The sequence below is a fragment of the Halomarinibacterium sedimenti genome, from assembly GCF_019312585.1.
Taxonomy (GTDB): domain Bacteria; phylum Bacteroidota; class Bacteroidia; order Flavobacteriales; family Flavobacteriaceae; genus Halomarinibacterium; species Halomarinibacterium sedimenti.
This window is the reverse complement of record NZ_JAHWDP010000003.1, coordinates 136,309-160,943: the sequence shown is the minus strand read 5'-3', so window position 1 is coordinate 160,943 and position 24,635 is coordinate 136,309. Positions and strand designations below refer to the sequence as shown.

At 36.2% G+C, this 24,635-nt stretch carries 21 protein-coding genes; 10 read left to right on the top strand and 11 right to left on the bottom strand.

Annotation, left to right across the window (positions count from 1 at the left end; genetic code table 11):
• The first annotated feature begins 59 nt into the window (after positions 1-59).
• Complete coding sequence (capB, locus tag KXJ69_RS07865; RefSeq protein ID WP_219052458.1) at positions 60-1,319, top strand: cysteate-C-fatty acyltransferase; 1,260 nt, start codon at positions 60-62, stop codon at positions 1,317-1,319.
• Positions 1,320-1,411: 92 nt separating this feature from the next.
• On the opposite strand, the gene KXJ69_RS07860 is transcribed toward capB, so the two are convergent.
• Entirely contained in the window at positions 1,412-2,530 is a 1,119-nt protein-coding gene (locus KXJ69_RS07860; RefSeq protein WP_219052457.1) for a GNAT family N-acetyltransferase, read from the bottom strand.
• A gap of 12 nt (positions 2,531-2,542) precedes the next feature.
• Positions 2,543-3,568: a transporter gene (locus tag KXJ69_RS07855; RefSeq protein WP_219052456.1), complete on the bottom strand. Its 1,026-nt coding sequence runs from the start codon at positions 3,566-3,568 to the stop codon at positions 2,543-2,545.
• A gap of 122 nt (positions 3,569-3,690) precedes the next feature.
• On the opposite strand from KXJ69_RS07855, the gene KXJ69_RS07850 reads away from it, so the two are divergent.
• The 3 genes from KXJ69_RS07850 (at position 3,691) to KXJ69_RS07840 (ending at position 7,775) form a co-directional block, all read left to right on the top strand.
• Positions 3,691-3,954, top strand: coding sequence for a DUF4834 family protein (locus KXJ69_RS07850; RefSeq protein ID WP_219052455.1), 264 nt, complete (start codon positions 3,691-3,693; stop codon positions 3,952-3,954).
• A 76-nt stretch (positions 3,955-4,030) separates the two neighbouring features.
• Positions 4,031-6,472, top strand: coding sequence for a YfhO family protein (locus KXJ69_RS07845; protein ID WP_219052454.1), 2,442 nt, complete (start codon positions 4,031-4,033; stop codon positions 6,470-6,472).
• Position 6,473: 1 nt separating this feature from the next.
• A complete protein-coding gene (locus KXJ69_RS07840) occupies positions 6,474-7,775 on the top strand; it encodes a glycosyltransferase family 4 protein (RefSeq protein ID WP_219052453.1) in 1,302 nt (433 codons plus the stop codon).
• A 47-nt stretch (positions 7,776-7,822) separates the two neighbouring features.
• Here KXJ69_RS07840 and KXJ69_RS07835 read toward each other — a convergent pair whose 3' ends face one another.
• Entirely contained in the window at positions 7,823-9,055 is a 1,233-nt protein-coding gene (locus KXJ69_RS07835; RefSeq protein WP_219052452.1) for a hypothetical protein, read from the bottom strand.
• A 361-nt stretch (positions 9,056-9,416) separates the two neighbouring features.
• Positions 9,417-12,194, bottom strand: coding sequence for an excinuclease ABC subunit UvrA (uvrA, locus tag KXJ69_RS07830; RefSeq protein ID WP_219052451.1), 2,778 nt, complete (start codon positions 12,192-12,194; stop codon positions 9,417-9,419).
• Positions 12,195-12,507: 313 nt separating this feature from the next.
• Between uvrA and KXJ69_RS07825 the strand changes: the two genes are divergently transcribed.
• The 3 genes from KXJ69_RS07825 (at position 12,508) to KXJ69_RS07815 (ending at position 15,951) form a co-directional block, all read left to right on the top strand.
• Complete coding sequence (locus tag KXJ69_RS07825) at positions 12,508-13,092, top strand: RNA polymerase sigma factor (RefSeq protein ID WP_219052450.1); 585 nt, start codon at positions 12,508-12,510, stop codon at positions 13,090-13,092.
• Between the two features lie 57 nt (positions 13,093-13,149).
• Positions 13,150-13,302: a hypothetical protein gene (locus tag KXJ69_RS07820; RefSeq protein ID WP_219052449.1), complete on the top strand. Its 153-nt coding sequence runs from the start codon at positions 13,150-13,152 to the stop codon at positions 13,300-13,302.
• A 231-nt stretch (positions 13,303-13,533) separates the two neighbouring features.
• Positions 13,534-15,951 carry a TonB-dependent receptor gene (locus tag KXJ69_RS07815; protein ID WP_219052448.1) on the top strand — a complete coding sequence of 806 codons (2,418 nt, stop codon included), beginning with the start codon at positions 13,534-13,536 and terminating at the stop codon, positions 15,949-15,951.
• 86 nt (positions 15,952-16,037) lie between these two features.
• On the opposite strand, the gene KXJ69_RS07810 is transcribed toward KXJ69_RS07815, so the two are convergent.
• Positions 16,038-16,694: an endonuclease III domain-containing protein gene (locus KXJ69_RS07810; protein ID WP_219052447.1), complete on the bottom strand. Its 657-nt coding sequence runs from the start codon at positions 16,692-16,694 to the stop codon at positions 16,038-16,040.
• A gap of 67 nt (positions 16,695-16,761) precedes the next feature.
• On the opposite strand from KXJ69_RS07810, the gene bcp reads away from it, so the two are divergent.
• The gene (gene bcp / locus KXJ69_RS07805; RefSeq protein WP_219052446.1) at positions 16,762-17,214 is read left to right on the top strand and encodes a thioredoxin-dependent thiol peroxidase; all 453 of its coding nucleotides are present in this window, start codon (positions 16,762-16,764) and stop codon (positions 17,212-17,214) included.
• Here the strand turns inward: bcp and KXJ69_RS07800 are convergent.
• Positions 17,211-18,668, bottom strand: coding sequence for a TonB-dependent receptor (locus KXJ69_RS07800; RefSeq protein WP_219052445.1), 1,458 nt, complete (start codon positions 18,666-18,668; stop codon positions 17,211-17,213). The two genes, bcp and KXJ69_RS07800, sit on opposite strands and share 4 nt — an antisense overlap.
• Positions 18,669-18,749: 81 nt before the next feature.
• On the opposite strand from KXJ69_RS07800, the gene KXJ69_RS07795 reads away from it, so the two are divergent.
• The gene (locus tag KXJ69_RS07795) at positions 18,750-19,526 is read left to right on the top strand and encodes an MBL fold metallo-hydrolase (RefSeq protein WP_219052444.1); all 777 of its coding nucleotides are present in this window, start codon (positions 18,750-18,752) and stop codon (positions 19,524-19,526) included.
• Positions 19,527-19,528: 2 nt separating this feature from the next.
• The gene (locus KXJ69_RS07790) at positions 19,529-20,023 is read left to right on the top strand and encodes a hypothetical protein (RefSeq protein WP_219052443.1); all 495 of its coding nucleotides are present in this window, start codon (positions 19,529-19,531) and stop codon (positions 20,021-20,023) included.
• Here the strand turns inward: KXJ69_RS07790 and KXJ69_RS07785 are convergent.
• Genes KXJ69_RS07785 through KXJ69_RS07765 form a run of 5 tightly spaced genes read right to left on the bottom strand, consistent with a single transcriptional unit; the run spans position 20,020 to position 24,585 of the window.
• Entirely contained in the window at positions 20,020-20,673 is a 654-nt protein-coding gene (locus KXJ69_RS07785; RefSeq protein ID WP_219052442.1) for an alpha/beta hydrolase, read from the bottom strand. The genes KXJ69_RS07790 and KXJ69_RS07785 overlap by 4 nt on opposite strands.
• Before the next feature lie 57 nt (positions 20,674-20,730).
• Positions 20,731-21,060, bottom strand: a complete 330-nt coding sequence (locus tag KXJ69_RS07780; protein ID WP_219052441.1) for a hypothetical protein — start codon at positions 21,058-21,060, stop codon at positions 20,731-20,733.
• A gap of 48 nt (positions 21,061-21,108) precedes the next feature.
• Entirely contained in the window at positions 21,109-21,417 is a 309-nt protein-coding gene (locus KXJ69_RS07775) for a hypothetical protein (RefSeq protein WP_219052440.1), read from the bottom strand.
• Positions 21,410-22,663, bottom strand: coding sequence for a dihydroorotase (locus KXJ69_RS07770; RefSeq protein ID WP_219052439.1), 1,254 nt, complete (start codon positions 22,661-22,663; stop codon positions 21,410-21,412). The genes KXJ69_RS07775 and KXJ69_RS07770 overlap by 8 nt, the downstream gene beginning before the upstream one ends.
• Positions 22,660-24,585, bottom strand: coding sequence for a BatA domain-containing protein (locus KXJ69_RS07765; RefSeq protein WP_219052438.1), 1,926 nt, complete (start codon positions 24,583-24,585; stop codon positions 22,660-22,662). Before KXJ69_RS07765 ends, KXJ69_RS07770 begins: the two co-directional genes overlap by 4 nt.
• Positions 24,586-24,635: the final 50 nt, after the last annotated feature.

Genomic DNA, 24,635 nt, shown 5'->3' with positions numbered 1-24,635 from the left:
ATATGGCTATCATCTTGAAAATAACTATTTTTGCAACTTATTCTAACCTATAGATGTTGATGAAAGATTTATTCGACAAAATTTATAAAGACAAAGGACCATTAGGAAAATGGGCCGAACAAGCGGAAGGCTACTTTGTATTCCCAAAATTGGAAGGTGAAATTTCTAACCGAATGAAATTCCAAGGGAAGGAAGTAATCACTTGGAGTATCAATGATTACTTAGGGCTAGCAAACCACCCGGAAGTACGAAAGGTAGATGCCGAAGCTGGCGTAAAATATGGTTCGGCATACCCAATGGGAGCCCGAATGATGAGCGGTCACACAGACCTTCACGAAAAACTTCAAAGAGAGTTAGCGGCATTTGTTCAAAAAGAAGCAGCTTATCTGTTAAACTTTGGATATCAGGGAATGGTTTCTACCATCGATGCCTTGGTATCTAAAGATGATGTAATTGTGTATGATGTAGATGCACATGCATGTATTATAGACGGAGTACGTTTGCATTTAGGTCAGCGTTTCACCTATAAGCACAACGATATGGAAAGCATTGAGAAAAACTTAAGACGTGCCGAAAAAGTAGCTGAAAAAACAGGCGGGGGAATTCTTTTAATTTCTGAAGGTGTTTTTGGTATGCGTGGTGAGCAAGGAAAACTAAAAGAAATCGTTGCGCTGAAGAAAAAATTCAATTTTAGACTGTTTGTGGATGACGCCCACGGTTTTGGAACTCTTGGTAAAACAGGTGCTGGAGCAGGTGAGGAGCAAGGAGTGCAAGACGATATCGATGTGTATTTTGCCACCTTTGCTAAGTCTATGGCAAGTACAGGTGCATTTATTGCTGCCGATGAAGAAATCATCAATTACTTAAAATACAACCTACGTTCTCAAATGTTTGCCAAATCATTGCAAATGCAATTGGTGGAAGGTGCATTGAAACGTCTAGATATGATACGTACCATGCCAGAGCTTAAAAACAAGCTTTGGGAGAACGTAAATGCGCTACAAGGCGGATTACGCGAACGTGGATTTGACTTAGGAACTACACAAAGTTGTGTAACTCCGGTCTATTTAAAAGGAAGTATTCCAGAAGCCATGGCGTTGGTAAAAGATTTACGTGAAAATCACGGAATCTTCTGCTCTATTGTTGTTTATCCGGTGATTCCTAAAGGGTTAATCTTATTGCGTTTAATCCCTACCGCATCTCATACTCTGGAAGACATTAATGAAACTTTAGATGCCTTTTCTGCTATTAGAGAACGATTAGAAAACGGAACCTATAAACGCCTATCTGCGGCAGTTGCTGCGGCAATGGGAGAATAAAAAGTGTCATCTCGAAATGTCACACTGAGCTTGTCGAAGTGAAGACGAGGAATCATAAAATAAAAAAAGACCACCCAAAAGGGTGGTTTTTTTTATAGATTTTTCCTAAACGTACTCCGCTCTTTATGTTGGATAGGGTCGTAGTCTTTCCAAAGTTGTTGTACGGCTGTGTTTTCTTTTAACTCGGGGTTGGTTTCCACTTTGTCAATACCTTTACTGTTAAACAAGTATTGCATTTCTTCAAAGATAATCGCAGTCACCCCTTTTCCTTGGTATTTAGGGTCGATGCCAATTAAATAAAAGGCAGCACGATCGTTTTTACGCTGCGCTTGCCATAAATGATACCACCCAAAGGGAAATAAGCTTCCGTTAGCTTTTTTAAGGGCTTTGGTAAAGGAAGGCATGACGATAGAAAAGGCAATGAGTTTTCCTTCTTTGTCCTTAATACACGTAATATAATCTGGATGAATAAAATTAAAGTATTTCTCTTTGTAATAATCTATTTGGTATTGCTGAATAGGCACAAAAGTTTGTAGGGTGTTGTAGGTTTTATTCAGCAAATCGAACATTTCATCTACATATGGAAGGATTTCTTTTTTATTTTTAAAGCGAATCACCGAAAGTCCGTATCGTTCTCGTACAATACTTGAAAATTTGGCTACTTTATCTTTGATAGATTCTGGGATACTTAATTTAAATTCTACCCAAGTGGCTTGCTTTTTGAAGCCAAGCTTTTCAAAATGCGCTGCATAGTAGGGATGATGATACCAGGTAATCATGGTATTCATTTCGTCAAAACCTTTGGTTAAAATCCCAGCTTTTTCCATATTGGAAAAACCTACGGGACCTTCGGCATATTCAAGGTTGTGAGCACGTCCAATTTCAAAAACTTTGTCTAATAGGGCTTCGGTTACTTTAATGTCATCTATCACATCAAACCATCCAAAGCGAACTTTCTTTTTGCCAATTTCATTGACTTCCAAATGATTGATAATCACTGCAATTCTGCCCACGATGTTGCCGTCTTTTTTAGCTAAAAAATAGTTGGCTTCCGCATTTTTAAAAACGGGATTTTTGGATTTATCAAGGGTTTCCAACTCATCTTTTATTAAAGGTGGTACCCAATACGGATTGTTCTTGTATAACTGAAACGGAAAGGTAACAAATTGTTTCAGTTGAGTTTGGTTGGTAACAGGTAAAATTTCAATCATAAGCTATTCAAACTATATTCCACCATTATCATCTCCTTCGTTGTCATCAATTTCAAAACTGTCTTTTCTTTTCTTTTTATTCTTTTTCTTTTCTTTTAAAGCTTTTTTCAGGGCTTTGTTTTTGTCTTTTTCGGCACGTTTTAATTCTCTACCTGCTTTTCCTTTTTCTTCCAAGAATTCATCATCGCCGTGCATGTCAAACCGGTAGGCAACACCCACTCTTCCGTAGAAAACAGATGGAGTATCTTTAAATCCTTTGGTTAGCGAGACATCTATGTGTAAATCTTCATAAATAAGCACAGCGGCTCCTGCACGCAATAATTGATCTGAATAAAAATCACTCTTAAACCCTTGATTTTCTACAAAAATGGAAAAGTATCGGTTTGTGGCATGTGTTAACGTAACAATGTATCCGTAGGTTGGGAAATCGGTAGTGATCCTATCGGCAAAAATGTTAGTCACGAGCACCAAGCTTCCCACAAAATTGTTTTGAGTAGACAAAACTACTTTTGGAGAGATAGTACTCTCCTGGTAAGGGAGAAAAGGATTGTCTGCAAAATCAAAATTGGCTCCTGCATAAATAGAAACCGCCGGAATTAAATCTTCCCATTGAAATCTATTATTAGCTTTCCAACTGTATAAATTGGGACCTTCTAAATCTCTTTTTCGGTAAGGATCGTATAGTAAATACTTTGCTCCTAGGGTGTTGCTTTTAAAGTTAGAATAGGCATCTTCACCTGTAAATCCTTGCGTATAGGTTACTTTATTTCTTTGAAAAGAACCCATTAAACTCACCTCAAGTTCTTCTTTAAACAACCCGTATCGAATGCTATAATCCCAATTAAAAAGATTGGTTTCGGTAAATAATAAATTGTGCTTTTCCTGTCCTAAGGTAATACCGCTTTCAAACTGAAGTACTTTTTTACCTACTGCAAACGCCCCTTGAGAACCTCCCGGCTGATTGGTGTTAATCATATCGGTGTATTGAGAATTAGCCGAAATGGGTAGGAAAACAAGCAGAGCAAGAAGGAAACGCATAGAGTTTAGGTTTAAGCCAAAGATATAAGATTTTATCATTTATTTAATAGTTGAAATTACACTTTTTATATTACAATGCGTACTTTTGAAAAGTGTTAGATTATTGATAATTGAGTAGTATTATGATTTCTTTTCTGAAAACGGTTTTAATCATCCTTTTGGTATATCTCGGGCTTAAGTTTCTCCTTAGGCTGGCAAAACCCTATTTACTTCGTTTTTTGGCAAAAAAAATGAATCAACGTTTTGAAAGTGCGTTTGGGCAAAATCCCTTTCAGCCAAACCATACCAATACAGATGAAAGTGCACAGTTTACTAAAACTTCCAACAATAACCCAAAGTCGAAAAAAGTAGTGGGTGAGTACATCGATTTTGAAGAAGTAGAATAAAACCTAATTTCTGCTAACTTTTTCATCGGCATCGCGATATTTTTTATAATTTCCCCAAGTACTTAAAAATCCCTTTATGGCTTTTAATTTCAAGCGATTTATTCCGCATTTAGTTGTTGTCGTCTTATTTATTATTGCTTCGCTAGCTTATTTCAGCCCTGTTTTAAAAGGAAAAACTATTTTCCAGAGCGATATTGTGCAATATACGGGAATGGCGAAACAGCAAAATGATTTCCGAAAACAGACGGGTGAAGAAACGTATTGGACTAATAGTGCCTTTGGGGGAATGCCCACTTACCAATTGGGAGCGCAATACCCTCATAATTATATCAAAAAACTGGACTTAACGCTTCGGTTTTTACCACGCCCTGCCGATTATCTCTTCCTTTATTTTATAGGGATGTATATTTTATTTATGGTCATGAAAATTGATTATAAATTGGCCTTTTTAGGGGCCTTAGCCTTCGGGTTTTCCACCTATCTCATCATTATTTTGGGCGTTGGACACAATGCAAAAGCCCACGCCATTGCTTATATGCCTTTGGTTTTAAGTGGTATTATTCTCACCTTTAAAAGGAAATATTTACAAGGATTTTTGTTAACAACAATAGCCATGGGACTAGAATTGGTAGCGAATCACTTTCAAATGACCTACTATTTATTACTACTGGTACTATGCTTGGGAGTTGCCTATTTTATTGATGCTTACAAAAAGAAGATGCTGCCACATTTTTTCAAGTCGGTGGGAATAATGATGGTAGCCGTAATCCTTGCTTTAGGATTAAACAGCACTAATTTAATGGCAACAAAAGAGTATGCAGATGTTTCCACTCGAGGGAAAAGTGAATTAACTATAAATCCAGACCGTACTCAAAAAGTTTCAACAGATGGTTTAGATTATGAATATATCACTCAATATAGCTATGGAATAGCAGAAAGTTTTAATCTATTTATTCCTCGTTTTATGGGTGGTGGAACTTCGGAAGCGTTTCCAGAAGATTCTGAAACAATTAACGAGCTCCTAAAAATGGGTGCCAACCAGCAGGAAGCCAATCAGATTTTAAATCAAATTCCAATGTATTGGGGGGAACAACCCATTGTAGCCGCACCTGCCTATATTGGAGCTGTTGTCATATTTTTGGCGGTCATTGGATTGTTTTTAATTAGAGGAAGGTTAAAATGGTGGGCTGTTTCGGGACTATTGTTAAGCTTGTTCCTTTCCTGGGGTGATAATTTTAAATTTCTCACCGAATTTTTTATCAACTATATTCCATTATACAATAAGTTTCGAGCGGTTTCTTCCATTCAAGTGATTATAGAATTAGTAGTTCCAATTATTGCGGTCGTAGGTCTTCATCAATTTTTTAATGATGTCAACTCAAAAGAAAAGAAAAAGAAGGCCTTACTGCTTAGCACTTATATTGTAGGAGGATTAGGAGTCATTTTTCTTCTTGGGAAATCGTTGTTATTCAGTTTTTCAAGTCCGTACGATTCTTTCTTCATTGACGAAATGGGAATGGAGTTTGTCGATGCCATAAGAGCAGATAGAATGAGTCTGTTTACTACAGACGCCATACGTTCCTTAGTTTTTGTTTTACTTACCGCAGGAACTTTATGGTTGTTGCTTCAGAAGAAACTAAAAGAAACCCTTGCAGTTGCCGTTTTAGCACTATTAGTTGTTATAGACTTAGTAGGAGTGGACAAACGATATGTTAACAATGAAGACTTCGTATCGAAAAGAGTGATGGAACAACCGTTTCAGGTAACGGAAGGAGATTCTAAAATTCAAAAAGATTCGGATTACTTTAGAGTATATGACGCCACTACTGATGCATTTAATAGTGGGCGCGCCAGTTTCTTTTACAATGCCTTAGGTGGGTATCACGCAGCAAAAATGGGAAGAATGCGCGATTTGTACGATTTTTATCTTGATCGAGGAAATATCGAAATTTTGAGCATGTTTAATGTAAAATACATTTTGGTTCCCGATAAAAAAGGAGGGATTGATGCACAGGAAAATCCTTATGTAAATGGGCCTTCTTGGTTTGTAGAAGGGGTGATGCCAGCCAATAGTGCCAACGAAGAAATTTTAAACTTGGATAGTCTGGATACCAAAAAAATTGCAGTGATTCATAAAGACTATTTAGATAAAATTCCTGTGAAGGAAGTTACCCGAGATACATTAGCTACAATTGATATTACTGAATTCAAACCCAACCGACTTGTATACGAAACGGCAACAGAATCAGATCAATTAGCGATATTTTCTGAAGTGTACTATCCCAAGGGATGGAATGCCTATATCGATGGTGAGCCAGCAGAACATTTTAGAGCGAATTACGTCCTAAGGGCGATGGTGATTCCAGCTGGAATTCATACCATTGAATTTAAATTTGAACCCGAAGTAATAGCTAAAGGCAGTACCTATAGTTTGATAAGTTTTGTATTGTTATTATTACTACTTTTAGGTGGTCTCTTTTTTCAGTGGAGAAAATCTAAATCTGTAAGAGAAACTTAGTATGAAACGTGTGCTCATCATATGCTACTACTGGCCGCCAGCTGGAGGACCTGGAGTACAACGTTGGCTAAAATTTGTGAAATATTTTCGGAATTTTGAGGTTGAACCTGTTTTATTTATTCCAAAAAATCCGCATTATCCTATCATAGATGAAAGCCTGTTGGCAGAGATTCCCAAAGATCTTGAAATTATAAGACATCCCATAAAGGAGCCATATAAATACGCTCGACTGCTTTCCAAAAAGAAAACCAAAAAGATAAGTAGCGGTATCATTGATGAAAAAAAGCCATCGGTGATAGAAAAACTCCTTTTATATGCTCGTGGAAACCTTTTTATCCCTGATGCACGTATCGGCTGGGTAGCCCCTTCAGTAAAAGTTTTAACGAAGTACCTTTCAGAGAATAAAGATATTGATACCCTTATAACAACCGGACCACCCCATAGTCTTCATTTAATTGGGATGGAATTAAAAGAGCAATTAAAACTCAAATGGATTGCCGATTTTAGAGACCCGTGGACGACAATTCATTACCATAAATCCCTTCGATTGAGTAAATCGGCTCAAAAAAAACACGAAAAGCTAGAAAAGGAGGTGTTGCAAGCGGCAGATTTGGTTGTTGTAACCAGCCCAACCACCCAACAAGATTTTAGGGAACTCACGTCAAAACCTGTGGAAGTGATTACGAACGGATTTGATACTTCTGAAAATAAAGAGGTGGTATTGGATTCAAAATTTAGTTTGGTACACATTGGTTCGTTGTTGAGCAATCGAAACCCAAAATTGTTATGGAAAGTACTTTCAGAATTAAAAAATGAAGTCAATGGTTTTTCAAATGATTTAGAACTAAAATTGGTGGGTTTAGTTTCAAAAGATGTTAAAGAAGAAATTCAGAAATATCACCTTTCTGAAAATGTTGTATTACCGGGATATGTATCGCATCAGGAGGCTATTTCCTTTCAGAATAGCGCACAAGTTTTGTTGTTAATTGAAATGAACAAGGAAGAAACCAGTGCTATTATTCCCGGAAAGTTGTTTGAATACCTTCGCTCCAAGCGTCCTATTGTAGCCATAGTACCTGAAAAAAGTGATATAGAAGGAATCTTGAAGGAAACGAAAGCAGGAGAGTACTTCACTTATACTAATGAAGTTGCTTTGAAAAAATCTATAGCAGAAAAATACAATCGTTACAAAAGCGGAAAACTTGCTGTGACCAAATCGAGTATTGATGGGTATAGCCGAAAATCCCTCACACAGAAAATGGCAGCATTATTAAAGGACTTAAAAAGCGAAACCCCCACCTAGGCTGTTACGCTTCGGCGAGGGTTTCTCACTAACCAACCAAAAAATCTTTATCCGCGACCTCTTTTTTGTACGGTACTTTTTGAGTTTGAAGTAGTGGTCTTTCTACTACTTGTAGTAGATCGGGTGCTTTTATTTGAACTACGTTTAACCGTTGTGCTTCTACTTGTAACTGTAGGCTTTGTTCTACTTGCCTTTGGTTTTGAATATGTAGAAAGTTTTCCTCTATTTACAGTTGGGCGACTCTTACCATAATCCTTTGTTACTTTTGGACGTGTGGTATTTGAATTAGGTCTCCCTTTGGAGGAATTACCACTATAGCTAGGTCTAGCGCTATCAACTTTAGGTTTTTCTCTTGACACATTGCCATCATACTTTGGTCTAGCGTTAGAAAGATTCCCACGATTTACCGTTGGACGACCTTTGTTTTCTTTATCAACCTTAGGTCGTGCGTTTGTTGTTACAGGTCTTCCCTTGGAGGTATTCCCATAAGTACTTGGTCTTGAATTACTAGCAATACCATCTCTATCATTTCGTTTGTTATAGCGCGCCGCTGTATTTTCACGGTTTGGCTTATAATCTCTGTTAGCCACAGTTCTTCCGTCTTTATAATGAACTCTACTTCCTACACGAGCAAATTCTCTCCGACCGTTTCTGTAGTTTTTAAATCCTCTTCTATAGTAATCTCTGTGATGGTGATACGAATATCTTACAGGGCTATAATATCTACGGTAAGGGTAATCATATACAATACAGTGACTGTAAAAAGGTCTCGCATAATACACGTGCCATGGGCGATACACGTAGGTTGTATACCAAGGGCTAATAAATCCAGTGTAATGTGAGTAATAGCCATAGTGGTTATAGTATATATGCATTCCGCCTACACGCACAATCCGTCTGTTGGTATATCGAATTTCTACGCTACCTGCTTGAACAATCCTTCCGTATTCGTCATAATAAATAGGAACTTCTTCTACTTGTATCACAGCACCATAATCATCGTACTGTACATAAGCATCATAATTATACCCTGAGTTGTAGGAGATACTTACGTTGGGCGAATTAATACTTACGTTTACATTGCTTCCTTGATTAGGTCCAACGTAAACAAAGTCGAATTGACCATCTGGAAATACTGAAAATTCTACACCGCCTTCCACAAAAATATAGGATTGACCGTTGTTTAAACTTCCATAATAATGGTTTGCATTTTCGCTAGCAGCGTTTACTGAAAAGACTGCTACGAAGAGTCCGAGTACGAGTGCTGTTACTTTTTTCATAATCTTAATTTTTAAAGCCTGTTTTGCAACAGGGAGGGTTTGTACTTGCATTCTTTTTTGGTTGCCGTGTACATTTTATAAATAACCAACGACCGTGCCAAAAATGAAAGCCTCTGATTTTGAAGGGGTTTCGAAAGGAGGGATATTGAAAAGATACTTTTTGAGGTAGGTGTGAAAAATAAAAACCCGCCGTTGTTTTAGAACAATCGACGGGTAATTAAAAAACTAACCAACCAAAAAACTATATTTTTTAAGTCGCTGCAGTGAACGTTAACTAAAACTGCAACTGATATATATAAAGCAATTGGCGTGCCAAAGTTTTTGGTACGTATTAAAGTTTTCTTAAAGCTTTTGAATTAACTTAAATCTTTTCCTTTAAATAGCTGGCTGTGTAGGATTTTGTGTTTTTTGACACTTCTTCTGGAGTCCCTTGGGCAATGACCTCGCCACCTTTTTCCCCGCCTTCTAACCCTAAGTCAATAATGTGGTCGGCGCATTTAATTAAATCGAGATTGTGCTCCACCACGATGACGGTGTGTCCTTTGTCTAGAAGCGCATAAAAGGAAGCCAATAGTTTTTGGATATCGTGAAAATGCAATCCCGTAGTAGGCTCATCAAATATAAACAGTGCTTTATCTTTGGTATTTCCTTTAATTAAAAAAGATGCCAATTTAATCCGTTGCGCTTCCCCGCCTGAGAGGGTAGAGGAGCTCTGCCCTAACTGCACATAACCCAATCCCACATCTTGAAGCGGTTGCAATTTATTGGTAATTTTAGTTTCGTTATGTAATGAAAAGAATGCAATAGCATCATCCACGGTCATCGAAAGCACGTCGTGTATGTTTTTTTCGTGGAATTGTACTTCCAATACTTCTTTTTTGAAACGTCTTCCATTACACGTATCACACTCCAAATGCACATCGGCCATAAACTGCATTTCGATAGTGACTTCACCTTCACCTTTACAAGTTTCGCAACGTCCGCCATCTACATTAAAACTGAAATGCTTGGCTTGATAGCCACGTATATCGCTTAATTTTTGAGAAGCATATAAATTCCGAATATCATCATACGCCTTTATATAGGTCACCGGATTGGATCGGCTAGAACGACCAATGGGGTTTTGGTCTATAAACTCCACTGTTTTTATACTGCTGAAGTTTCCTTTTAACTCACTAAACTGTCCGGGCTTTTCCCCATAGCCTCCAATTTCTCGAAGCAAAGCAGGATACACTATCTTTTTTACCAACGTACTTTTTCCGCTACCAGAAACTCCTGTAACGGCTGTAAACACACCCAACGGGAACCGTACATTAATATTTTTTAAGTTATTATGACGTGCCCCAATAATTTCTATAGCCGATTTTGAAGTACGTCGCTTGACGGGTACTTTAATTTGCATCTCGCCGTTTAGATATTTTGCCGTAAGAGAATCACTTTTTAAAATATCTTCAAAAGTTCCTTCAGCCACAATTTCACCACCAAAGGTTCCGGCCTCGGGGCCAATATCAATAATGGCATCGGCGGCTTTCATTATTTCTTCGTCATGTTCCACAACAATCACTGTGTTTCCTAAATCTCGTAGGGATTTTAAGACGCCAATGAGTCTTTCAGTGTCTTTTGGATGTAATCCAATACTAGGCTCATCGAGGATATACATAGACCCCACTAAACTACTCCCCAACGAAGTGGCTAAATTAATTCGTTGGGATTCCCCTCCCGAAAGAGTATTGCTCTTCCTGTTCAGGGTGAGATAGCTTAGTCCTACGTCCATTAAAAAACGAAGACGGTTATTAATTTCTATAAGCAAACGTTTTGCTACTTTTTGCTCATACTCGTTGAGTTCTATGTTTTTGAAGAAATCGGCGACTTTATCGAGCGGAAGTTCCACCAATTCTTGAAGGGATTTCCCATTAATTTTTACATATCCTGCTTCAGGGCGAAGTCGTTTCCCTTTACAAGTTACGCATTTAGTTTTACCTCGATAGCGAGATAACATCACTCGATTTTGAATTTTATAGCTTTTCGATTCTAAAAAAGAAAAGAAATCGTTGAGTCCTTCAAAATACTGATTTCCTTCCCAAACGAGCTTTTGTTGTTCTTCAGTAAGTTCGAACCAAGGTTTGTGTATTGGGAAGTCAAATTTATAGGCATTATTTACCAAAGTATCTCGATACCATCCCATGCTTTCGCCCCGCCAAGGGAAGATGGCATTTTCATAAATAGAAAGCCCTGTATTGGGTATCACTAAATCCTCATCAATTCCAATAACATCTCCATACCCTTCACAGGTAGGGCAGGCCCCATAAGGATTATTAAAACTGAATAGATGCACGTTGGGCTCCATAAAAGTAATTCCATCGGCTTCAAAACGGTTGTTGAACTCTTTTTGGCTACCGTCTGAAAGGTGCTCGATATATAATTCGCCCTTTCCCTCAAAAAAGGCAATTTGGATGGCATCGGCTAATCGATTATAGAAATCTTCATCATTTTGTGTGATGACTCGATCTATAACCAATTGAATTTCCTTCGGAAAGGATTTTCCTTTTAACTCGTCAAGACGAACCACTTGTCTTTCCATTTTTACACGCGCATATCCTTGTTGTGCCAGTGTTTTCAGTTTATTCTCCATGGTTCTTCCATCCTCCAAATGGATAGGAGCGAGGAGAAGAAGCTTTTCACCTTCAGGAATTGTTTTAATGTAGGTGACGACATCGGTCACGGTATCTTTTTTCACCAATTTTCCTGACACAGGTGAGTAGGTAGTACCAATACGAGTATAAAGGAGCTTAAGGTAGTCGTAAATTTCTGTAGATGTGCCAACCGTGGAACGTGGGTTGGTTGCATTTACTTTTTGTTCAATGGCAATGGCAGGCGCAATCCCTTTAATGGCATCTACTTTGGGTTTGTCCAACCTTCCTAAGAACTGACGTGCGTAGGAAGATAAGCTTTCTACATAACGTCGTTGGCCTTCGGCATATAACGTATCGAACGCTAAACTCGATTTTCCGCTACCTGAAAGACCAGTTATTACAACAAGTTTATTTCGTGGAATAGCAACCGTAATATTTTTAAGGTTGTGTAATTTAGCTCCTTGAATAAGGATATTTTTTTTAATATCTACGGCAGTTTCGATCAATTTCTTATGGCAATTTTTGCAAAGATACTATTTCAGAAGGAGAAAAATAAGTGACTGCTTCATAAAGAAAACGGTAACGATGAGTTTTATGACCTATTGTATTTATTAAGGTAATTTAACAGTAGAATAGGAGGTTTAACGATATATTTTTCAGAAAAAACGCACTTTTTTTTGTATTTGTAAAATCTTTGTTGTTATATTTACCTCCAGTAACACAAAAACCGTTGCCTATAGCATACCATTACTTTTAAATAAACAGATTTACTAGACAACCAAAAACCAATAGTTGTTTATTTATTAAAAAAGTATGGATATGAAACAAAGCACAAGTTGTGATGCGCTTTTGGTAAGCGATTACATGAATGGTAACGAAGCTGCACTGTGTGAATTAATCACCCGCCACAAAGACAGAATATTTCGTTTTATCTACTCTAAAGTGTATGATAAAGACGTTGCTGAAGATATTTTTCAAGACACTTTTATTAAAGTTATTAGAACCCTCAAACGTGGCGCCTATAACGAAGAGGGTAAATTTTTACCCTGGGTGATGCGTATTGCACATAATTTGGTTATTGATCACTTTAGAAAGAATAACCGCATGCCTAAGTTTGAAAACAATGATGACTTCAATATTTTTTCGGTATTAAGTGATGGTGCTTTAAATGCTGAAAAGCAAATTATTAAAGGACAGGTAGAAGAAGACGTACGAAAGTTAATTGAAGAGCTTCCAGATGATCAAAAAGAGGTTTTAATGATGCGAATGTATCGTGATATGAGTTTTAAGGAAATAAGCGAGCAAACAGGCGTGAGTATTAACACTGCGCTGGGTCGTATGCGTTACGCCCTTATTAATATGCGCAAAATAATTGAAAAACATAACATTATATTGACGAATTAAACAATAAAGTACAAAAGCCTGCGTTATTTTTTAACATTAACCTCAAAACAACGCTCTATGGCAAACTTGTACTCTGAAACTTCACGTCCGGAACGCGTGAATAAAAACTTAGTTCCAAAAGAAGAAACCATTAGGTTCCTTCTGGATTACTCGAAGGCTTTAAGTGTTATAGATTATAATAAATTGAAGTTTGAAGCACTTCTAAACTAAACTTTGGAAAACCCCAGAACCCGATTGTTTCTGGGGTTTTTTTATGCTTTATTTTTCTACCCTCTCTTACTACAAAATATATCTAAGAACATTTTTTACCATTTTGTATATTAATATATTGCTTCATATACTGATATATTGCGCTTTAGCTAATATAATTTACGAGTACCTTCTTCAGATTTCTTATATCATTTGACTAAATTGCAGTTGAATCAACTAATTAACTACTCCATGAGGACTATTTATTGTCTTGCAATAACTCTTTTATTTATACCACTACAATTATTTTCACAAGCTACCTATCAAGTAACGGGTGATGTTAAGGATGCTAATAATGAAGGTATTGCTTTTGCAAATGTACTATTACTAAGGGCAAGTGATTCTACACTTGTAAAAGGTGCGCTAACCTCTGAAACTGGGAGTTTTATTATAGAAAATGTGTTAGAAGGAAAGTATTATATAAAAAGTTCAGTTATTGGTTATCAAGGAACCCAATCTGAGGTGTTTGATTTAAAATCTAATTTTGAACTACCTGTGTTATTTATGCAGGAAGGTGAATCATTAGAGGAAGTTCTAATTATTGCTGAAAAACCTTTATTTACTCAAAAAGTAGACCGTTTGGTAATTAATGTAGAAGGAAGTATTGTGTCTTCTGGCGGGACTGCATTGGAAGTTCTCGAACGTTCTCCGGGTGTCGTTGTTAATAGACAGAGCAATAATATCTCAGTAGTTGGAAAGGATGGGGTTGTGGTCATGATTAATGGGAAGACAAGTTATGTTCCAACAGATTCTCTTGTTCAATTGTTAGGTAGTATGAGTTCAGATAATATTGAATCAATTGAACTTATTACTACGCCACCTGCCAATTTTGATGCAGAAGGAAATGCTGGTTTTATTAACATTGTACTAAAGAAAACAGCAGATTTAGGACTTAACGGGTCTTATTCTTTATCGGGAGGATATGGTGATGGCGAAACAACTTCGGATAATATAAATTTTAACTATCGAAAGGATAAGATTAATCTTTTTGGGAGTTATTCCTTTTCAATAGACAAACGATCACAATTTTTCGAAACAACTCGTCAGTATTTAGAAAATGATACACTTAAAGGGGTTGCGACCAAAACGAATAGAGATCCCAGACAGCGAAATCATAACCTCCGACTTGGCCTGGATGTGCAAATTTCAGAAAAAACTATTATGGGAGTTTTGCTAAATGGATTTGATAATCGATGGAGCATGGATGCGTTTAATGAAAACGTTGAAACAGTTAATGGATCTCCCATATCGTTTGTGGATATTGTAAACGATGAAATAAATCATTTAAGACATTTTGGAGCCAACTATAATATAAAACACAATTTTACAGCAGATGAATACATAAGTATGGACTTGGATTATCTCTATTATAAATTTGAAAACCCAACCAATTATACTAATTCTTTTTTTGATGAAAACGAAAACTTTTTGTTCAATGCATTGCTAAGAAGCGATAAAACGACTCCTATTACCACCTTGGTTGGAAAAATAGATTATAGTAAAAAAGTGAATGATAAATTTAGTTATGAAGCAGGAATAAAGGGGACCAATTCAGCACTTGAGAATGACGTTTCTGTTGAAGATAAAGTAAATGGTGTTTATATCCTTGATCCTACATTAACCAATTTTAGTAATTTGGATGAAAGTATACTAGCGGCATATACTGCTGTCGATTATTCATTTAATGATAAAACATCAGCTAAAGTAGGCCTGCGATATGAGCATACAAATTCCCTATTAGTTACAAATACTCAAGGTGTTGTTGTAGATAGAAACTACGGAATATGGTTTCCAAGTGTTTTTTTTAATCGGAAAATCACTGATGATTTAACCATGAATTTATCCTATTCAAAACGAATAACCCGTCCTACTTTTAATGATTTGGCACCTTTTGTAATATTTTTTGATCCTTCCACATTTATTTCGGGGAATGCCTCATTACAGCCCGCTATTTCAAATAGCTTTAAATATGACATTAATTATAAATCATATTTTTTATCCTTTGGTTATACCAATCAGGATGCTTCAATAGCCAGTTTTCAAGAAACTATAGACGAAGAAACAGGAAGGCTTTTTTTTGTAGCAGATAATTTGGACTATACTAGGACCTTTTCAGTGATTGCAGGAGTACCAGTTAAGATAGCTAGTTGGTGGCGTACACAAAATAATCTAACCTTTATTAAACAAAAAGTGAGAGCTTTTTATTTAGGAGAGCCAGTCGTTCAGGATTTAGGAAACTTTTCTGCAAATAGCACTCATTCATTTAAAATTACGGAGAGTTTTACAGCAGAATTGTCTGGTTTTTATAGTGGCCCAAGCTTTTTTGGAACCGCTCGTTACGAGGAGGTTTATGGCATTAATATAGGTTTTCAGAAAAAGTTTAATGACAAGTGGGGTACTCTTAAGTTCTCAATTAATGACGCATTGGATTCTGTTGAATTTGTTGGTGGTACCAATTTGCCAGATCAAAATATATTTACAAAAAATGTGTTTGATTTCAGTAACAGAACCTTTTTGATCACATATTCTCGTAATTTTGGAAATAGTAAACTTAAGTCTTCAAGGAATAGAGAAACGGGCTCTGAAGATGAGAGAAGACGTGTTAATTAATTTACTTTTTGGAAAGATTCTTATAAGGGAAGTTTATTTTTAAGTTTTTTTATGAGTATTATTAATATGATGATAGATTAAGAGCTTTATTTTTTCTTTTTCAAATACTCATTAATAACACTCTTTCTCCCCACTGTTTTTGTAATTACATCCTTTTCTAAGTCCCAACCGCGTGCTGGTGAGTATTGACGACCATACCAAATTATTTGTAAGTGTAACTCATTCCAAAGGTCTTTAGGGAAGAGGCGTTTGGCATCTTTTTCGGTTTGGACTACATTTTTACCATTGCTTAAACCCCACCGATACATTAATCGGTGGATATGGGTATCTACAGGAAAGGCAGGAACATGAAATACTTGCGACATCACTACACTTGCCGTTTTATGCCCCACAGAAGGAAGTTCTTCTAAGGCTTCAAAACTTTTAGGTACTTTTCCGTTGTGTTTTTCAATTAATATTTTTGAAAGTCCGTGGATGCCTTTACTTTTCATAGGGGAAAGACCTACAGGTTTTATAATTTCTCGTATTTCTTCCACGGTCAGTTTTACCATATCGTGGGGATTGTCTGCAACTTCAAAAAGGAGTGGGGTAATTTGGTTTACGCGAACATCGGTGCTTTGGGCAGAAAGTAACACAGCAATAAGAAGCGTGTAGGGGTCTTTATGATCAAGAGGAATAGGAATTTGGGGGTATAAGTCTTTTAACGTAGATATAACAAATTGTACCTTTTCCTTCTTAGTCATTTTCAGTAAATTTACATTCGCTTTAGTAAAGCCAACTATTTCTATTTAATCCAACAAAAATACATAAATGAATACACTAAAACTGGGAGACAAAGCACCAAATTTTACGGCCAAAGATCAAGATGGCAATACCATTTCTATGGCAGACTATAAAGGGAAAAAACTGGTTGTTTTTTTCTACCCTGCTGCAAGCACGCCTACTTGTACTGTGGAGGCCTGTAACTTAAGTGATCATTATGGTGAGCTTCAAAAAGCCGGTTATGAGATTCTTGGGGTAAGTGCAGATACACAAAGAAAACAAGGAAATTTCAAGAAAAAATTTGGATTTCCTTATCCTTTATTAGCGGATGTGGATAAGCAAGTTATTAATGCCTTTGGTGTTTGGGGACCCAAAAAGTTTATGGGACGTAAGTTTGATGGCATCCACCGTATTACATTTGTGATAAACGAAAAAGGAATTATCGATCGAGTAATCGATAAAGTTAAAAGTAAAGAACATGCTACCCAAATATTGGACTAGTTTGTCACTTCTTTTTTAGAGTCCTTATGATAATTAAATAATTCTTTTTCTTTAATAAGATTGGCGACACCTTCGGGAAGCATTTTCTCCCATCCAGAGTCGTTATCTTCAATCTTTTTGAGCACTTCTCGTGAGAATACACTTAAAATTTCTGGATTGTAATCTTGAATATCCACTAGCTTTCCGTTGTATTTAAAGAATTTGTATAATTCTTTCATACGTGGGTGAACTTTTAAATTGTCACTGTTTATCAATTCACCTGTTTCAGGGTCAAGCATAGGGTAGAGATACACTTTTAAATCTTTGAAGAATAGTTTTCCAAAAGCCTCTAGGATACCACCGCTTAAATGGCGGTAGTATTTTTCGTCAAATATATCTACTAGATTATTGACTCCCATGGTTAGTCCCATTCGGGCGCGTGTATAATTTGAAAAGTATTCAACAAGTTTGTAATATTCCTTAAAGTTAGAAATCATTACTGTTTGCCCTAACGAACAAAGCAATCTGGCGCGATCCATAAAATCTTGTTCATCTATTTCTCCTTCGGCTCTTAGATTGGATAATGTAATTTCAAAAATTACTAATGTTTTTTCTGGATCAACTTTCTTTTCATTTAGGAACATTTGAAGCGACCTTTCATACATATCCATATTGACCTTAGTTACTGGTCTAAAACTTCCACGTAAGGCAAGAACATTCTTTTTATAAAGAATACGCGCAGGTAATATATTATTTCCATCTGGGCCAAAGATAACTGCCTCGGTCATTTCATTTTTGATCAATTGAAGACTCATCAATCGATTATCGACTGTTTCAAATTTTGGGCCTTCAAAATTAATGGTATCAATTTCAATTTTATCTTTATCAATATGATCGTACAAATAACGAAGTAACTTTTTAGGCTGATCATGTTTATAAAAGGCACCGTATATAAGATTTACACCAAGAATACCAAGAGTTTGCTGCTGTAATACGGCTTCGGTTTCTTTAAAACGAATATGAAGCACTATTTCGCTGTAATCTTCGTTAGGATCGGTTTGAAAGCGTATTCCTACCCAACCATGGCCTTTAAATTGTTTGGCAAAATCTATGGTTGTAACCGTGTTGGCGTAAGAAAAGAACATTTTGTTAGGATGCTTTTCCCTTACAATTCGTTCTTCAATAAGTTGAATTTCATGCGACAACATTTTCTTTAAGCGTGATTCTGTGACATAACGCCCGTCCTCTTCTTCTCCATAAATAGCATCGCTAAAATCTTTGTCGTAAGCCGACATAGTCTTAGCAATGGTCCCGGAAGCCCCTCCTGCTCTAAAGAAATTACGTACAGTCTCTTGACCCGCCCCAATTTCTGCAAATGTTCCGTAAATATTTTCGTTTAAATTAATTCTAAGAGCCTTATCCTTTATCGATGGAATGGTCTCAAAATTCTTATCGCCTGGAATGATTTCTGGCATAGCAATTTTATATTAAGTACCCTTTTACAAAGGTAGTAAATACCATAGGCTAACAAAAAAAATACTGTTATTTTTGTGCCAATGAATTTACCCCTAACTATTACGTTTTTAGGAACTGGTACTTCCCAAGGAATTCCTGTTATTGGAAGCTCGCATCCTGTTTGTCTAAGTAACGATTTTAAAGATAAAAGATTGCGGGTTTCGGTAATGATTGCTTGGGGAGATTACCAATACGTTATTGATTGTGGTCCCGATTTTCGACAACAAATGCTTCGAGAAAACGTTACGTTTATTAATGGTGTTTTGTTAACTCATGAGCACAATGATCATGTAGCTGGAATTGACGACATTCGACCTTTTAATTTTAGACAAGGCGAACTAGCTTTTTATGCTGAAAAGAGAGTGTTTGAAGCATTAAAACAGCGATTTAGTTATGTTTTTGAAACGGTAAATAAATATCCAGGAGCTCCAACCATTAAAGAAGTTGAAATTAGTAAGAAACATTCCTTCGAGTTAGGTGGAAAAATAGTGATTCCAGTGGAAGCAATGCACGCAAATTTACCTGTTTTAGGTTTTAGAATAGATGATTTTGCGTATATGACTGATGTGAAAACCATTGACGATACTGAAAAGCAAAAGTTAAAAGGTCTAAAAGTATTGGTGATTAATGCGCTTCGTGAAAAACATCACGAGTCACATTTAAATATAAAGGAAGCTTTAGAATTAATTAAAGAATTGCAACCCGAAACCACCTATTTTACACATATAAGTCATTTAATGGGTTTCCATGAGGAAGTAGAAGCCAAGCTTCCTAAACATGTTCATTTGGCGTATGACACCTTAAAAATTACTGTATAGTTATGAAGTCTAAAATTTTTATGTATCTATTTTTCTTTGCGGTCTTATTTATCCTGTTTCAATATATGAATGAAAAGTCCATTTTTGAATCGCAAGAAAGTAAAATTGATTCGCTTACAGAAAAAGTAAAAACAGCAAATGATTCAATAAATGTATTACAAGATAACATTGGAAATCTTAACTATTTTACTTTACAAGGAAATGATAACGCCATGACCTATTTAGAAAATCTAGGCTTGGATGCAGCAGAAGTAGAAAAAGTAGTGACTGAAATGATTTATGAAAGAAATCTAGAAAAGGGTGGAAATACGTTAATTCCAGTAGAAGGCATGTATGGGGAAATGCGCGTGAATAAAGTAAAGTTTTTAAATCATCGTTGGATTCTTGCCGACTTTAGCGACGGAAAATTCTGGGGAGAAATGATTATCGAATATTTTTATAATGATAAAATGGAATTGGAACTAACCCCAATTTCTTCAGTATTGTATCCAAATTAGGAATGGTTTTTAAGCCATTCTTTAAATTCATAAAAATTTTGAGGGGCAACTCCGTGACCTACTGGAAATTCAGAATAATGGCAATCTATATTTAGGTCTTGTAGAAATGGCTTCGTTTTTCGTGCCCATTCTACAGGGATAACTTGATCGACACTTCCATGGGAACTGTAAATGTTTAAATTGCTAAAATTATTTTCAGTGTAATTTTCTCTCAAAATGGCTTTGTTGACATAGCCACTTAAACCAATTACATTTTTTACCTTTTTGGGATAGCTTAGTGCAACAGCAAAACTTAGAATCGTTCCCTGACTGAAACCTAAGAGCGTTACATTGTCTTTATCGACTGGATACTTCTCAATGATTTCATGAATTACAGTTACAACTAACTCTCTGGACTCAATAGCCTGTGCGTCATCGCTCCATTTGTCTTTTGGATTGTCAAAATAAATATGGTACCAAGCATTCCCAAAAGGCTGAAGCCTATGTGGTGCTTTTAATGCGATCACAGCATATTCTGACCGTAATTCGGAAGCAAAAGAAAACAAATCGTTTTCGTCGCTCCCATAGCCATGAAGCATAATGATTACTGGGGCATTTTCGGTTAAAGAGCTTGGCCGATAATTATGTTCTAAAGAGAGATTTTGTTTCATGGGTATAAAAAAAAGATGCCGCAAAAATACGGCATCTATTCTACAAGGAAAATATTTTTATCCTATTCCTTTAAACCATTGCTGGAATTGCTCTCCAAGAAGTGGTACTGGTTTTTTTTCACCATTAAAGGCACCAATGAGTCCCATTATCCATAGTGCAAATACTCCAATTTGTAATACCCAAACAACCACGGGAATACCTACCACCCTAGCTATAATTGAGAGTGTAATTCCTAAAAGCAAAAGGCCTAACATTTGACGGAGGTGGTAAGCACCTAGTTCGGTTTTGTTATTATTGTGCATTATAAAAGCAACAATCCATCCTATTAGTGTTAAATAGGAAACAATAGCAACGGTTTTTCCGTTATCTGAAACAGTTTCTGACATAATATGAAAAGGTTTAGGTTAGTGATTAACTAGTTAAAGATAAACTTTCTAACCCAAAAAAGTGAACCATTGCTGAAATTTTTCACTAAAAAAGGGAATTCCCTTTTTTCTTCCAACGATAGCCATGATTAAAGAAAATAACCAAAATATAGCACACGTCCAGTAAATGTAGAAACCAATAAAACTATTTTGAAGTGCTACCGCAATAAAAAGAATGATTAGCAACCCAAACATATTTTTGATGTGCCAAAGGGTATATTCTTCTTTTTTTTCTTGATTCATCGAAATAGCGATGAGTAATCCAATAAAAGTGATGTATGCAATAATGGCTTTTGTTTTGGCTGAAGGATTATTCATTAATTACCAACTGATTGTTGTTAATAATCCCATACACATTCCCTTTCATGGTTTGATTTTTAAGCGCGGTATTCTTTGAAGTAGAAAGAATAGACTCCTCTGTAAAAATCCATTCAACATCAGGGTTAAAAAGACTCAAGTTAGCTGGTGCTCCTTCAGCTATACTTGACGAAACTACCCCAAAAGTGCTTTTTAGTCTGGTAAGAGAGTTTATGGCCGCTTCCAAGTCGGTTACTTTTAACAAAGCCCCAAAACAGCTTTCTAGGCCTATACTTCCAAAGAGTGCGTGGTCAAATTCGGTACGCTTATGCTCAACATCAATAGGGTTGTGGTCGCTAGTTACTCCATCGATAATGCCATCTTTTAATCCTTTAAGCAATGCCCTTCTGTCTTTTTCGGTTCTAAGTGGTGGAAGTACTTTATAATCTGTGTCGAAACTTTCAAGTACGTCGTCTGTTAAATACAAATGATTTATACAAACACTACACGTTACTTGCAATCCTTTCTTTTTGGCCTCTTTAATAAGTTGTACAGAGGCAGCTGTAGAAATGGTGGGGATGTGTAATCTTCCACCAGTGTATTCGAGTAAATATAAATCTCGTGCTATTTGTAATTCTTCTGAAAGGGCCGGAATTCCTTTAAGGCCAAGCTTTGTTCCATTAACCTCTTCGTTGACCATACCGTTTTTTGCTACCGAAACTTCTAAGGGAAAGGATTGTACCAATCCGTTAAAATTTTGAACATATTGCAAGGCAATTTTAAGTAAGTTGGCATTGGTGATGGGCTTCTGATAGTCATAGAAACTCACAGCGCCTTCATTTTGCATATCGTAAAGCTCTGCTAAATCCACTCCTTGGCTTCCTGTTGTGAGTGCGCCCGTAGGATATAAATCTACAGGGCTATTGTGAATTTTTGATTTTAGAAATTTTATATCCGATTTCGAATCTGTAACGGGATTGGTATTTGCATTTACAGCTACAGCTGTAAATCCGCTTTTGGCAGCTACTCGCAATCCGTTTTCTAGTGTTTCGCGTTCTTCATATCCAGGTTCTCCAAAAGACACACTACTATCGAACCAACCCTGTGAAATATGTAAATTTTTAAGTGAAATGGTATTTGCCGATGTTTCAGAGATAGCAGTAGCTATTTTTTTAATGATTCCTTTTTCAATGAGGACATCTCTTTTCTTTAAGTGATGTTTGCTGGTGGGGTCAACAATGGTAGCGGATTTCAGTAAAATCTTCATTTAAAGAATTTTAGGATAAACATTTCAACTAAAAGGAACAACACTGCAAAAATAACAAACCATTTCCAGAAACTCGTAGTATTATTTTCTTCGGCTATAGAATTAAACAAATCAGAAACCGAAGAAAAGGTTTCTACCCCCTCCCAATCTTCAGCATTTGCATAGGTTAGCCGGCTTTCGGTCCTTGGATAATTATAACTTATGTATTGCAACAATTGTTCATTTTGGTAAACTCCATAATTTCCAGCTTTGGCAGGCTCATTTTCAGTAGTAATTTCAACACTATTGGCTTTGGTTTGCTGCAGCGGAATAAAAGAGGAAATACTGTCTTTTAAGGTTACAATTTCATCTTGGGTAAGCTTTTCAGGAATGGCAAATGTGTTTAATTTCCCTGCATCAAAATATAATTTGGGGAGGGACAAACTTTGCTGAGCCATATTAATGAGTGTAGGCACGATAAGTGGAGAGGTTTTAAAATTGGAGTTTTGTTGATTAAAAGCGGCAGTTGTAACAAATGTATTTCCAGTTTGAAGTAAAAAGGGCTTATCATCTTCAAAGGACAACACTTTTGAAGCGTTGGATGTCATTTGAAAAAATGATTGTACAGAGGGAAACTGAAAGTTAGTAACCCTTTTTTCAAACACATTAGTATATAAAGGATGGGAGAAATTAATTTTTGCAATTTTCTTTTCTGCAGAAATAGCATCTCCATTTATGGTTCCAACTTGCAGTGTGTTGAGTAAAAGATTATAACTAGCAATATCCAAATCCTTGGCAGGAATAATAAAGATACTTCCTCCTTGATTGCTAAATTCCCTTAGGGTCGTTGTTAAAGATGCAGGGATGGATTTTAATTCATTTAGAACGATAAAGTTTTGCGATGGAATAACACTAAAATTTAACTGATTAAATTCCTGCTGAACATAGTCGTATCCTTCATTATCGAATAGTTTTCGCAAGAAATCTGAATTGGATTGGTTAATAGATAATACCTTTATTTTTTCTTTATAATTAATACTGAAAAACAGTGAGTTGTCATAGCTAAGTTGGGTGTCGTCCATCTGAATTTCTCCAATAAAATTCTGGGTGTTCTCAATGTCAAAAACAATTGTGTTTTTGGTACTTTCTGAAAAATCCACGGCGGTTTTGGCAATGAGTTTCCCATCGTTTAATAACGATATGGAAGCTGTTTCTGGAAGTTCTCCCGTTTTTGAAACCGTTACTTGTAACTGGATATTATTTGCGTTTTTCGAAATAATATAGGCCGTATCAATGGCTAAATTAGCCGTTACAACTGGTTTCGTTTGGACGACATTGATAGAAAACGTAGAATCCACCGCTGGAAAACTTCCTTTTTGTTGAAAATCTGAAACAAGGATTAATTTTTTATCTGCCGTAGTGCTTTTTGAAAATAATTGCTGTGCTTTCAATAAAACATCTTGCAAATCCATTTGATTTTGCGAATACTTTAAAGAGAGGACTTCATTTTTTAAATCGGTTTGAGAAACATTTTTTTTCGACTCATCATTCGTAAACCAACTAAGTTTCATATCCCCATTTACATTTTCATAAATATCTTGGACAACCTTTTTAAGCATAGGTCCATTACTTCCTTTGACCTCCATACTAAAGGAGTTATCGATGTAAAGAACGGTTTCCTTTTCGGTATTTAAGGCTTTTTTTGAAGCAGAAAATGGCTGTGCAAAAGCAAAAATAATACAGGCCAATGCCAATAGGCGAGTGAGAAGTGTGAGCCATTTTTTAAGGCGCGAACTTTTGCGGGTTTGTAATGTGGCTTTTTTAAGGAAAGCAACATTGGTAAAATCTATTTTTTGAAATCTACGTAATTGAAAAAGATGAACAAAAATAGGGATAAGCAGTAGGAGTAAGGCATATAGAATTTCTGGGTGTTTAAACTGCATTCCTAATTTTATTTGCCAAATATAAACATAGATTTTAAATAAGGAATAGA

What these genes read in the sequence shown, in the direction of transcription:
- capB (WP_219052458.1), top strand. Translation starts at nt 60, where the DNA reads ATGAAAGATTTATTCGACAAAATTTATAAAGACAAAGGACCATTAGGA.
- KXJ69_RS07860 (WP_219052457.1), bottom strand. Translation starts at nt 2,530, where the DNA reads ATGATTGAAATTTTACCTGTTACCAACCAAACTCAACTGAAACAATTT.
- KXJ69_RS07855 (WP_219052456.1), bottom strand. Translation starts at nt 3,568, where the DNA reads ATGCGTTTCCTTCTTGCTCTGCTTGTTTTCCTACCCATTTCGGCTAAT.
- KXJ69_RS07850 (WP_219052455.1), top strand. Translation starts at nt 3,691, where the DNA reads ATGATTTCTTTTCTGAAAACGGTTTTAATCATCCTTTTGGTATATCTC.
- KXJ69_RS07845 (WP_219052454.1), top strand. Translation starts at nt 4,031, where the DNA reads ATGGCTTTTAATTTCAAGCGATTTATTCCGCATTTAGTTGTTGTCGTC.
- KXJ69_RS07840 (WP_219052453.1), top strand. Translation starts at nt 6,474, where the DNA reads ATGAAACGTGTGCTCATCATATGCTACTACTGGCCGCCAGCTGGAGGA.
- KXJ69_RS07835 (WP_219052452.1), bottom strand. Translation starts at nt 9,055, where the DNA reads ATGAAAAAAGTAACAGCACTCGTACTCGGACTCTTCGTAGCAGTCTTT.
- KXJ69_RS07825 (WP_219052450.1), top strand. Translation starts at nt 12,508, where the DNA reads ATGAAACAAAGCACAAGTTGTGATGCGCTTTTGGTAAGCGATTACATG.
- KXJ69_RS07820 (WP_219052449.1), top strand. Translation starts at nt 13,150, where the DNA reads ATGGCAAACTTGTACTCTGAAACTTCACGTCCGGAACGCGTGAATAAA.
- KXJ69_RS07815 (WP_219052448.1), top strand. Translation starts at nt 13,534, where the DNA reads ATGAGGACTATTTATTGTCTTGCAATAACTCTTTTATTTATACCACTA.
- KXJ69_RS07810 (WP_219052447.1), bottom strand. Translation starts at nt 16,694, where the DNA reads ATGACTAAGAAGGAAAAGGTACAATTTGTTATATCTACGTTAAAAGAC.
- bcp (WP_219052446.1), top strand. Translation starts at nt 16,762, where the DNA reads ATGAATACACTAAAACTGGGAGACAAAGCACCAAATTTTACGGCCAAA.
- KXJ69_RS07800 (WP_219052445.1), bottom strand. Translation starts at nt 18,668, where the DNA reads ATGCCAGAAATCATTCCAGGCGATAAGAATTTTGAGACCATTCCATCG.
- KXJ69_RS07795 (WP_219052444.1), top strand. Translation starts at nt 18,750, where the DNA reads ATGAATTTACCCCTAACTATTACGTTTTTAGGAACTGGTACTTCCCAA.
- KXJ69_RS07790 (WP_219052443.1), top strand. Translation starts at nt 19,529, where the DNA reads ATGAAGTCTAAAATTTTTATGTATCTATTTTTCTTTGCGGTCTTATTT.
- KXJ69_RS07785 (WP_219052442.1), bottom strand. Translation starts at nt 20,673, where the DNA reads ATGAAACAAAATCTCTCTTTAGAACATAATTATCGGCCAAGCTCTTTA.
- KXJ69_RS07780 (WP_219052441.1), bottom strand. Translation starts at nt 21,060, where the DNA reads ATGTCAGAAACTGTTTCAGATAACGGAAAAACCGTTGCTATTGTTTCC.
- KXJ69_RS07775 (WP_219052440.1), bottom strand. Translation starts at nt 21,417, where the DNA reads ATGAATAATCCTTCAGCCAAAACAAAAGCCATTATTGCATACATCACT.
- KXJ69_RS07770 (WP_219052439.1), bottom strand. Translation starts at nt 22,663, where the DNA reads ATGAAGATTTTACTGAAATCCGCTACCATTGTTGACCCCACCAGCAAA.
- KXJ69_RS07765 (WP_219052438.1), bottom strand. Translation starts at nt 24,585, where the DNA reads ATGCAGTTTAAACACCCAGAAATTCTATATGCCTTACTCCTACTGCTT.